Below are 10,498 nucleotides of genomic sequence, written 5' to 3'. Positions count from 1 at the left end.
ACTTTTTTGCCACTGACAGTAAGGGCTTGAGGTCTTTACGCGGGCTGAGGTTCACCCCGTGGCGTTGATAAGCGTGCTTCTTGATGTGCAGCGCCTTGTTGTACGCGAAACGGACCGCACCGAACTGAGCATTGAGATAATCAGCCTGTTCGGGTGTCGGGTAAATGCGGACTTTGGTGGCTCTTAACATCATCAGCGCTCATCGGGATAGTTTATGTATTTTAACCGCTTTTTGGGGCCGTGTCCCCCCCGGGCTGCCAGTGAACGTGATGGTTAATAACCTGAAAGCCCTGCGGGCTTTTCGCCTTATATCACCGCCCGCATTGGGCGAGGGTTTACGGCGGATTTTGCTAATAACAATGCATGATTCCTAGTAATTTGATTAATTTAGCCTGACAAACTCTGTCAGGCTTTTTTTCTTCTGTAATACTCCTATAATCCAGCTGATCTTTTTATGAGGTACAGTCATGCAGAAGAAGTCTATTTATGTCGTCTATACTGGCGGAACCATTGGGATGCAACACTCATCTCAGGGATACATTCCCGTTTCCGGGCATTTACAGCGTCAATTAACAAAGATGCCCGAATTCCATCGACCGGAAATGCCGACATTCACCATCCGTGAACATCAACCACTGATCGATTCTTCTGATATGACCCCAGAAGACTGGCAGTTTATCGCTGATGATATCCGAGGAAACTACCATGATTATGATGGGTTCGTGATCCTGCATGGTACGGATACAATGGCATTTACGGCATCGGCCCTCTCCTTTATGTTTGAGAATCTGGGTAAGCCAGTCATTGTCACAGGGTCGCAAATCCCACTGGAAGCGCTGCGCTCTGATGGGCAAACAAATTTGTTGAATGCACTTTACCTTGCCGCTAATTATCCGGTTAACGAGGTCAGCCTGTTTTTCAATAATAAACTGTTTCGTGGGAATCGGACCGTCAAAGCACATGCCGACGGTTTCGATGCTTTTGCCTCGCCAAACTGTTCTCCATTAATGGAAGCCGGCATTAACATCAAAACTTTCAATGCCTGTTCTGCCCCTGCCAGTCATGGTGAGTTTATTACTCATCGGATTACTCCTCAGCCAATTGGCGTAATCACCATTTACCCTGGCCTTTCCAGCCAGGTTGTGAATAATATTTTAATGCAGCCGGTTAAGGCTCTCATCCTGCGCTCGTATGGCGTCGGAAACGCACCTCAGCAACCTGAATTATTGAAAGAGCTAAAACAGGCGACAGAGAGAGGGATCGTAGTTGTTAATTTGACTCAATGCATTTCTGGCCGAGTCAATATGGAAGGTTATGCAACGGGCCATGCTCTGGCGGAAGCAGGGGTAATAAGCGGCTACGATATGACTTTTGAAGCAACTTTAACCAAATTGCACTATTTATTCAGTCAACCCTATAGCAATGAAAAAATTCGTTATTTAATGCAACAAAATTTACGTGGTGAATTAAGTTATCCTGATAAATAATCAAGGAAAAAGATGAAAACAGCCCTATTACTTATTGATCTACAGAACGACTTCTGTACCGGCGGCGCTTTAGCCGTAGAAGAGAGTGAACAAGTCATTGTCGCGGCAAATCAGGCAATTGATATTTGTCTGAAACACAATATCAGCATTATTGCCACCCAAGACTGGCATCCAGCTGAACATATGAGCTTCGCGGTCAATTCCGGGCAACAGATCGGTGATATCGGTATATTAAACGGTATTCCACAAGTATGGTGGCCGGTACACTGTGTTCAGGGTCAGCCTGGCGCTGATTTCCATCCACAGCTAAACAAGCAAGCCATTCTCGAAATTTTCCATAAAGGTGAAAATCCACAGATCGATAGCTACAGTGCTTTCTTTGACAACGGCCATCTGAGTAAAACCCGGCTTGATGACTGGTTGCAAACACAGCAAATTGAACGTCTGTTTATTATCGGTATCGCGACTGATTATTGCGTGAAGTTTACTGTGCTGGATGCGCTGGCATTAGGTTATGAGACTTGGGTCATTACTGATGGTTGCCGGGGGGTTAACCTCAGCCCAAATGATAGCCAATCAGCATTCAAAAAGATAAAAGAGAAAGGCGCTATATTGATAGAACTTGATCAACTAGAAAACGCTCTCCTCTGATATTAATCCAAGGCCAGGCTGAGTTTACACACTCAGCCTTTTCATCACCTACTTGCCAAAGATTATGACTTGAATGTCGCCACCATTTCAGACTGAAAGATCGCTTTCAGTTGTTGTTTACTCTTCATCACCAACTGACCGTCAGTACCAATCGTCATATGTTGCGGATCATGGTTATGCCTTGATTGCCATAGCATAATCATTTGCAAACTATGCTCTTTCTGCTCTACCGTTAGAGGCACGCCATCCTGCCATTTACCCAGTTCTACCGCCTGAACCAAGCGTTGATATATTTCTGGTGTCATTACAGATAACAGATCATCCAGTTCCATTGATATTTCCTCATTATTTTCCAGCATTAGCTGAAACGATTTTTTGCGTAAAATACGATTATGTCCGCAATCACAAAAATGATTTAACCTACTGTTTTTTCACCTGTATTCTCATCAGTAAAGCTTAATGCAGCCGAGTTGATGCAAAAACGTTCTCCTGTCGGTTGCGGGCCATCAGGGAACACATGCCCCAAATGAGCATTGCAATGGCTGCAACGTACTTCAATACGGTGCATGTTGTGACTATTATCATCAAGATACAGAACTGCATCATGAGTAACTGGCTGGTAAAAGCTCGGCCAGCCACAACCAGAATCAAATTTAGTGTCGGACATAAATAACGGTTGTTCGCAGCATAAACAATGATACATGCCACTTTTCTTATTATGCAGCAATTTCCCTGAGAATGGCGGCTCTGTCCCGGCATTCTGGGTTACATGACGCTGAATATCAGTCAGTTCTTTACAAAGGGAAACATCAGGATTCTTAGCCATAACGACCACCTTAATAATAAGACTCATGTTCTCAATAAAATTGATTAATAATAACAAAAAATTAACATCACATCAGTGGAATTTATTTTAAGTGGTTAACTGAATCTGTCTATACCCAATGGATTTCAAGATGAATCGCGACGGCAAGGGAGCGAATCCCCGGGAGCATAGATAACTATGTGACCGGGATGAGTGAGTGCGGCCAACAAAGAGGCAACTTGAAAGATGACGGGTATATCCTACTATTTGTGATGTGACTCGCATATCTAACCAATTAACTTTCAATATCCGTCTGTGCCTTGATAATGGTGGGCGGCTCGATTGCCAGTACCCTATAGCAAGCGTCTAAATGGTGAACTCAAAGCTAATGTTTTTCAGCTATTGACACGATTCCGCTTGACGGCTGGCAAGGTTTTGGTAACTTTAGTAATAATTTTTAATTCACTAAAAAATAGCTGGTGGAACACTATGACTATCAAAGTAGGTATCAACGGTTTTGGTCGTATTGGCCGTATTGTTTTCCGTGCCGCACAAGAACGCTCAGACATCGAAATCGTTGCAATCAACGATTTGCTGGACGCCGAATACATGGCTTACATGCTGAAATACGATTCAACTCACGGTCGCTTCAACGGCACTGTTGAAGTAAAAGACGGCCACCTGATTGTTAACGGCAAAACTATCCGCGTTACAGCAGAAAGAGATCCAGCTAACCTGAAATGGAATGAAGTGGGTGTTGATGTTGTCGCAGAAGCAACAGGCATCTTCCTGACTGACGAAACCGCCCGTAAGCACATTGCCGCTGGTGCGAAAAAAGTTGTTCTGACCGGCCCGTCCAAAGATGACACGCCTATGTTTGTTATGGGTGTTAACCACAAAACTTATGCAGGCCAAGACATCGTTTCTAATGCTTCCTGTACCACTAACTGTCTGGCCCCGCTGGCTAAAGTTATCAATGATAAATTCGGCATTGTTGAAGGTCTGATGACCACTGTTCACGCAACAACGGCAACTCAGAAAACTGTTGACGGCCCTTCTGCGAAAGATTGGCGTGGTGGTCGTGGCGCTGCTCAAAATATCATTCCATCATCTACCGGTGCGGCTAAAGCTGTTGGTAAAGTTATCCCTGAACTGAATGGTAAACTGACTGGCATGGCTTTCCGCGTGCCTACTCCTAACGTATCAGTTGTCGACCTGACTGTACGTCTGGAACAATCAGCTACTTATCAGCAAATCTGTGATGCAATCAAAGATGCTGCCGAGGGTGAACTGAAAGGCGTTCTGGGTTACACCGAAGATGACGTCGTATCCAACGATTTCAATGGCGAAAAACTGACTTCCGTATTTGACGCCAAAGCAGGTATCGCTCTGAACGACAACTTTGTGAAATTGGTTTCTTGGTATGACAACGAAACCGGTTACTCTAACAAAGTTCTGGATCTGATTGCTCACATCGCCAAATAACTGAGTAATCGCCTTGCCTGAAAAGAGCTGCCCTTCCCCGGCGGCTCTTTTATACCCTATGGATTTCAAGATGGATCGCGACGGCAAGGGAGCGAATCCCCGGGAGCATAGAGAACTATGTGACCGGGGTGAGTGAGTGCAGCCAACAAAGAGGCAACTTGAAAGATAACGGGTATATTTCAATCTGTGTACAACATGCGTTATCCTTGGGCCATGCCATCTCCCAGCTTTGGTTCAAGGTTATACGGATGAACGATAAAATCTTTTCATTACCTGTCGCAGAACAAATATCTCCCGCTATTAGTCAACGAAATATAGATGGCTTCCCACTGATAGTCATCTCTCATCCTAAAGTTCGTGGCGCAATCAGTCTGCAAGGGGCACATCTCATCGCCTGGCAACCCAGTGGCAAGGAACCGGGATTGTGGCTAAGCAAGGAAACCGCTCTTGAGGCGGGTACTGCTATCCGCGGTGGTATTCCTATTTGTTGGCCTTGGTTTGGTTCCTCAAGAGCGCCAAGTCACGGTTTCGCCAGAATTCTTCCCTGGAAATTTAGCGCACATAATGAACATGAAAATGGCGTCATATTAACTTTCACGCTGAGAGACAATGAATATACTCATAAACTGTGGCCTTATAATTTTACCTTGATTGCTCGTTTCAAACTGTGTGAAACCTGTGAAGTGGAACTGGAAACCTATGGTGATTATCAAGCAACTTGTGCCCTACACACTTATCTGAATATAGGCGATATTAATCAAATTTCAGTCAGCGGTTTAGGTAAACATTTTATTGATACGGTTGCTGACAAAGAGCAATACACCAAAGCAGAGGATCTTATTTTCAACGGTCGTACTGATCATATTTATACCGAGCCAGAAGATTTTAATCTGATAAGAGATAAATCGCTGAAACGAACCATTGAAATTCACCATTCTCATCACAGTGATGTTGTATGCTGGAATCCCGGCGCTCAATTATCGAACGGAATGAAAGATATGTGTAATGAAGGTTATAAAAATATGGTTTGTATAGAAACAGCTCGTATCCATAAGCCATTAATCTCTAAAGATGATAGTCCAGCCCACCTTTCGGTTTTAATCCGTTGCCGGAAAGACTATCAGTGAATTTACATCAGAAAGACTGAATACTATTTAATGAATTCAGTCTTCATCCGATATTATTGCCACAGGTAATTAAAAACTATATGTAACACCTGCCCAGACAATACTTGAATATGACTTATTAACCATCGGACTATCTTTAATTTCACTCGGTAAACTCGCAATACGTCCCATCATAAACGCAGACCATTCTTGGTTAAATTTATAATTGGCCGATAATTCCAGATAAGGAGTCCAACTATCATCTGGCGTATATTTTTCTAGCCCGCTATGGCGCGATTCATTATCTTTGATACCATACTCATAACGATTTTGTTTTTTACTATTCCAAACCACGCCTAATCCCGGTTGTAATGACCAATCATCACTTTTAAATTCGTACAAATAAGCCAGATCAATCCTTATACCTTTACTTTTACTCAACGTATCCGCAGCAAAAGAGCTACGCAACGTACCCCAATCTTCAATATGACGATAGCTAAAACCGCCCATCATAGTATCATCACGACGATCCAGCTTTTTCATTTGCTTATCTTCATTATCTTTTGGGCGAAAACTTTGAGGATAGTAATAGACATCTAAAGATAACTGATCTTTTGGTTGATTCCACAAATAGTACCCGGCGGCTAAAGTATGAAAATAGAAATTGTCACTTTCATAATTAACCATTGGAACAAACAACACTTTATCTTTATTCTTCACACCTTTATAAGGTGATGCCTCAGCCAAAACAGAGGCGCCAATTGACCACTGCCCTGCATAAGCTAAAGATGAAGACAGACAAAAAGTGACGACTGTGGCTAAAATTTTAGCTTTGTTGATCATGATTAACTATTTCCTTTAAAACAATTATACAATTAGCTATATCAAGTGTAAGAGATCATTTCCCTCATTTTCAAGTAATAATGTCCTATTTTTCTTAAAGAGCACAATATGTTTGTTGCTCATCCAATTTTTCTAGCGAGAATAGATAAATTGTACAAAATAAAAATATATTAATTTGACGAAAGCGGTAACTTATTTCCTGTGATAATACCCGTCGTCAACTACTATTTGACACGCTATCTGGTATTTAACGACACAGCATTTAACGACATAGAGATACCGGGACCCGATTTGCCAATGCGCACAATAATTCATAACCAATCGTCCCGGAAATCTCGGCCACATCATCCACCGGCAAATTTTGCCCCCATAATTCAACAGGACTACCAATTTGGACCTGCGGACAAGGCGTTAAATCCACCGACAACATATCCATTGATACTGTACCTAATACTTGAGTCCTAACACCATCGACAATAATCGGCGTCCCCGTCATTACACGACGGGGATAACCATCAGCATAGCCACAGGCAACTGTACCAACTCGCATAGGACCCGGTGCTGTATATTCACTACCATAACCAATTTTGTCTCCTGCTTTGAGATCCTGAATGGCAATAATTTCACTTTGCAGGCTCATCACTGCTTTCAACCCAATATCGGCAATATCTTTCCACTTTCCACTCGGTGAGGCGCCATACAGCACAATCCCGGGACGTACCCAATCTCGATGAGTTTGTGGATACCACAAAGAAGCGGCTGAATTAGCCAGACATTGAGAAATATCCAATACATGACTGACCGAATTAATAACGTTAAGTTGTTCAGCAACGCTAATCTCCTTATTATCCTTATCCGCATTCGCAAAATGTGACATTAATGTTATTTGCCCAATTTGCCGGATACCCTTTGCCGATGATAAAACCGTTCTATATTGATCCGCAGGAAATCCCAATCGATTCATACCGCTATTGAGTTTGAGATAAATATCGATTGGCTTACTTAAATTGGCCATCTCTATTGCTTTCAGTTGCCAATGACTATGTACTACCGTTATTAACCGATATTCATCAATTATCGACAAGTCTTCAGGTTTAAAAAATCCTTCCAATAGCAAAATTGGCCCCCGCCAACCCTGCTCCCGTAATAAAATCGCCTCATTAAAATCAAGTAAAGCAAATCCATCAGCCTGATCGAGATATTGCCATATGCGACTCAAACCATGCCCATAGGCATTTGCTTTAACAACAGCCCAGATTTTACTATTACCGACCTTATTACGAATAATCGCCAGATTATTTTCCAATGCATCAAGATGAATCGTTGCCGAAATCGGACGTGGCATATTCTATTAGCCTCTTAGTTCAGTGTGTAATTGGTGGCTAAATGGTGCCAATTTTGTATTAAAACCATTAACATAACGAAATACTGACAAATCATCAGACGCAATGGCGGGCTTTTTACCCGAAATAATATCAGCCAGTAATTGACTGGAGCCACATGCCATTGTCCATCCCAATGTACCGTGCCCTGTATTTAGATAGAGATTGTGATATGCAGTCGGGCCAACAATTGGGGTACCATCTGGCGTCATTGGGCGTAATCCCGTCCAAAAACGGGTCTGAGTAATATCGCCTCCGCCGGGATAAAGGTCTTGTACCACCATTTTCAGTGTTTCATAACGTGCTTTAAGCAGATCCAAATTGAAACCTACAACTTCTGCCATTCCGCCCACACGAATACGGTTATCAAACCGGGTAATCGCAATTTTGTATGTTTCATCCAATGCAGTAGATACCGGAGCCCGTTCTGCATCGACAATAGGCATCGTTAATGAATAACCTTTCAGTGGATATACGGGAATTTTGACGAAACCTTTTAACAATTCAGTGGAATAAGCCCCCATCGCAACAACATAGCTGTCTGCTGTCATAACGTCATCTTCGCATTGGACGCCGGTAATCCGCTGCCCTTCCACCAATAACTGTTTGATCTGCTTATTAAACAGAAACGTTACCCCCGCCGCTTCCGCCATTTTCGCCAACTCTTTGGTAAAAAGCTGACAATCGCCCGTTTCGTCGTTCGGTAATTGCAAGCCCCCCGCCAACTTGTGAGCGACATGCGCTAACGCCGGCTCTACTGTCGCCAGTTTATCCGCCGTTAATAAATTGTAAGGAACGCCTTCCTGTTCAAGAACAGCTATGTCATTCACGGCATTATCAAACTGCTTATTCGTACGGAATAACTGAAGCGTGCCCTTCTGACGCCCTTCATATTGAATACCGGTATCTGCCCTCAACTGTTTGATACAATCACGGCTGTACTCTGCCAGTCGCACCATTCGGCTCTTATTTATCGCATAGTGACTGGCATCGCAATTACGCAACATCTGCCACATCCAGCGTAACTGAAACAGCGATCCATCAGGACGAATAGCCAATGGCGCATGGCGTTGAAACATCCATTTAATGGCTTTCAATGGAATACCCGGCGCTCCCCACGGGGTCGCGTATCCCGGCGAGATCTGCCCGGCATTAGCCGCACTGGTTTCCTCAGCAGCGCTTCCCTGGCGATCAATGACAGTGACTTCATGACCTTGCTGTACCAAATACCAGGCACTGGTTACACCAATCACACCACTACCTAAAACAAGGATTTTCATCATAGCCCTCGGATGATTTAAAATTTTAGGCAAGCATAATATGCTGTTTATAAAAAACCAATATAGAACAATCATCGGTCACGTCAATAATCTACATTTATGATTTAGGTCACAATTAGATTACATTTATGCAACAGTCTTATTTGTGATTAATACATAACCAAATTATAAAAATTAATATTAAAATCATAAAATTAAGATAATAACTACAATATGAATCACATGCTAATTATTTCATATCAAGTCATTATTCTGAGTTTTTCGGCAAAAAAAGCGAATCAATTAAACAACCACAAGATACCAATAACCATCAATTAATCGAAATAAAAATTCAAATAAAAACCCAATATTTAGAATAATATTCTAAAATAGAGACATTAACGATTGGCTTGAAATTGAGTGAGAAAGAAACAAAACTCCCGGTACAGAGCATGCTGCACCGGGCCAACTCAAAATAATTTTGATTTGAAACTAATAGATTGGATAAAGCCTGAGATTAAATAAGAATATTAACGGGATATCAGCGACAATTCAGATAAATCACTAGGCATTGTACTTTGCATACTGTGCCAAATGACGCCACTCTCTTTACCATAACTACGAACACACTCCATGACCTTATCGTAGGATTTATCGCGGCATAATATCACCAGTTGCTGATAAAAATTCAGCGCCAATTTACGCGCCTCAGGATTAGAGAAGTAATAACGCCCCACACGGGTATACAGCCCTCTCAACCCATTGATAATCAGGCCATAAATTGGATTACCGGAAGCAAAAGCCAAACCACGGAAAATATCATAATCTAGCCGACTAAATGATTCTGAATTATCTTCCACGCTCTCTTTTTCCGCCAATACTTCCAATGATTTACCCGGATTATGCCTAAAAGCCGTGCGAATAAATATCGCCGCGATATTCGTTCTCACCGCTAGTAGGTTATCAATCAACTCAGGAACACGATCGTGATCAAGACGGGCCAGAGTCTCTAAAATATTAAGGCCCGATGTTTCCCAAAAGTTATTCACTTTTGTTGGTTTGCCATGCTGAATAGTTAACCATCCATCGCGTGCCAAACGCTGCAATACTTCACGCAGGGTGGTCCTTGTTACACCAATTAACTCAGATAATTCACGTTCTGCCGGAAGAATGGAACCAGGAGGAAAACGGCCGTTCCATATACTCTCAATAATATACTCTTCCGCAAAACCTGCGGGACTTTGAGCCTTAATGACCATATTTTTGTTATTCCAACGTGATTTTTTCAACTAATAATAGATGAAATTATATCAGAATACGCAACTTCAATATAGCTATGTAGTCTAGAAAGCGTAGAGACGGTCATAAAAACAAGCGTATTAATGCTTAACTATGACTCGTTTCCCTTAAAATATTCTGTATTAAAGCGTACTATTGTTTAAAGAACACAATCTTACGAATTTAGAGGAACTTTAATTGC

11 protein-coding genes are annotated in these 10,498 nt (G+C 42.3%); 4 read left to right on the top strand and 7 right to left on the bottom strand.

Annotation, left to right across the window (positions count from 1 at the left end; all coding sequences use genetic code 11):
• A partial coding sequence (locus tag Phpb_RS24070; RefSeq protein ID WP_165603315.1) for a helix-turn-helix domain-containing protein occupies positions 1-190 on the bottom strand: 190 nt, incomplete at its 3' end.
• 277 nt (positions 191-467) lie between these two features.
• Here Phpb_RS24070 and ansA point away from each other — a divergent pair.
• Together ansA and pncA are read left to right on the top strand one after the other, a co-directional pair.
• A complete protein-coding gene (gene ansA / locus Phpb_RS18095) occupies positions 468-1,487 on the top strand; it encodes an asparaginase (RefSeq protein ID WP_065391554.1) in 1,020 nt (339 codons plus the stop codon).
• A 12-nt stretch (positions 1,488-1,499) separates the two neighbouring features.
• The gene (gene pncA / locus Phpb_RS18090) at positions 1,500-2,138 is read left to right on the top strand and encodes a bifunctional nicotinamidase/pyrazinamidase (protein ID WP_065391553.1); all 639 of its coding nucleotides are present in this window, start codon (positions 1,500-1,502) and stop codon (positions 2,136-2,138) included.
• 62 nt (positions 2,139-2,200) lie between these two features.
• On the opposite strand, the gene Phpb_RS18085 is transcribed toward pncA, so the two are convergent.
• Positions 2,201-2,470, bottom strand: coding sequence for a YeaC family protein (locus Phpb_RS18085; protein ID WP_065391552.1), 270 nt, complete (start codon positions 2,468-2,470; stop codon positions 2,201-2,203).
• Between the two features lie 83 nt (positions 2,471-2,553).
• Positions 2,554-2,964, bottom strand: coding sequence for a peptide-methionine (R)-S-oxide reductase MsrB (msrB, locus tag Phpb_RS18080; protein ID WP_065391551.1), 411 nt, complete (start codon positions 2,962-2,964; stop codon positions 2,554-2,556).
• A gap of 468 nt (positions 2,965-3,432) precedes the next feature.
• Here msrB and gapA point away from each other — a divergent pair, with 468 nt between their 5' ends.
• Complete coding sequence (gene gapA, locus Phpb_RS18075; protein ID WP_065391550.1) at positions 3,433-4,428, top strand: glyceraldehyde-3-phosphate dehydrogenase; 996 nt, start codon at positions 3,433-3,435, stop codon at positions 4,426-4,428.
• Positions 4,429-4,676: 248 nt separating this feature from the next.
• Positions 4,677-5,555, top strand: coding sequence for a D-hexose-6-phosphate mutarotase (locus tag Phpb_RS18070; protein WP_065391549.1), 879 nt, complete (start codon positions 4,677-4,679; stop codon positions 5,553-5,555).
• Positions 5,556-5,624: 69 nt separating this feature from the next.
• Here Phpb_RS18070 and Phpb_RS18065 read toward each other — a convergent pair whose 3' ends face one another.
• From Phpb_RS18065 to fadR, 4 genes are all read right to left on the bottom strand, one after another.
• Complete coding sequence (locus Phpb_RS18065; protein ID WP_065391548.1) at positions 5,625-6,377, bottom strand: MipA/OmpV family protein; 753 nt, start codon at positions 6,375-6,377, stop codon at positions 5,625-5,627.
• A 262-nt stretch (positions 6,378-6,639) separates the two neighbouring features.
• A complete protein-coding gene (dadX, locus tag Phpb_RS18060; RefSeq protein ID WP_065391547.1) occupies positions 6,640-7,722 on the bottom strand; it encodes a catabolic alanine racemase DadX in 1,083 nt (360 codons plus the stop codon).
• 6 nt (positions 7,723-7,728) lie between these two features.
• A complete protein-coding gene (locus Phpb_RS18055; protein ID WP_065391546.1) occupies positions 7,729-9,039 on the bottom strand; it encodes a D-amino acid dehydrogenase in 1,311 nt (436 codons plus the stop codon).
• A gap of 509 nt (positions 9,040-9,548) precedes the next feature.
• Entirely contained in the window at positions 9,549-10,277 is a 729-nt protein-coding gene (fadR, locus tag Phpb_RS18050) for a fatty acid metabolism transcriptional regulator FadR (RefSeq protein WP_065391545.1), read from the bottom strand.
• Positions 10,278-10,498: the final 221 nt, after the last annotated feature.

Origin of the sequence: Photorhabdus namnaonensis, from assembly GCF_001684335.1 — a bacterium.
Taxonomy (GTDB): domain Bacteria; phylum Pseudomonadota; class Gammaproteobacteria; order Enterobacterales; family Enterobacteriaceae; genus Photorhabdus; species Photorhabdus namnaonensis.
The sequence above is the reverse complement of the archived record's forward strand: the minus strand, read 5'-3'. Positions and strand labels throughout refer to the sequence as shown.

Excerpts from the sequence above, each read along its gene's own strand:
- ansA (WP_065391554.1), top strand. The coding sequence starts at position 468 with ATGCAGAAGAAGTCTATTTATGTCGTCTATACTGGCGGAACCATTGGG.
- pncA (WP_065391553.1), top strand. The coding sequence starts at position 1,500 with ATGAAAACAGCCCTATTACTTATTGATCTACAGAACGACTTCTGTACC.
- Phpb_RS18085 (WP_065391552.1), bottom strand. The coding sequence starts at position 2,470 with ATGGAACTGGATGATCTGTTATCTGTAATGACACCAGAAATATATCAA.
- msrB (WP_065391551.1), bottom strand. The coding sequence starts at position 2,964 with ATGGCTAAGAATCCTGATGTTTCCCTTTGTAAAGAACTGACTGATATT.
- gapA (WP_065391550.1), top strand. The coding sequence starts at position 3,433 with ATGACTATCAAAGTAGGTATCAACGGTTTTGGTCGTATTGGCCGTATT.
- Phpb_RS18070 (WP_065391549.1), top strand. The coding sequence starts at position 4,677 with ATGAACGATAAAATCTTTTCATTACCTGTCGCAGAACAAATATCTCCC.
- Phpb_RS18065 (WP_065391548.1), bottom strand. The coding sequence starts at position 6,377 with ATGATCAACAAAGCTAAAATTTTAGCCACAGTCGTCACTTTTTGTCTG.
- dadX (WP_065391547.1), bottom strand. The coding sequence starts at position 7,722 with ATGCCACGTCCGATTTCGGCAACGATTCATCTTGATGCATTGGAAAAT.
- Phpb_RS18055 (WP_065391546.1), bottom strand. The coding sequence starts at position 9,039 with ATGAAAATCCTTGTTTTAGGTAGTGGTGTGATTGGTGTAACCAGTGCC.
- fadR (WP_065391545.1), bottom strand. The coding sequence starts at position 10,277 with ATGGTCATTAAGGCTCAAAGTCCCGCAGGTTTTGCGGAAGAGTATATT.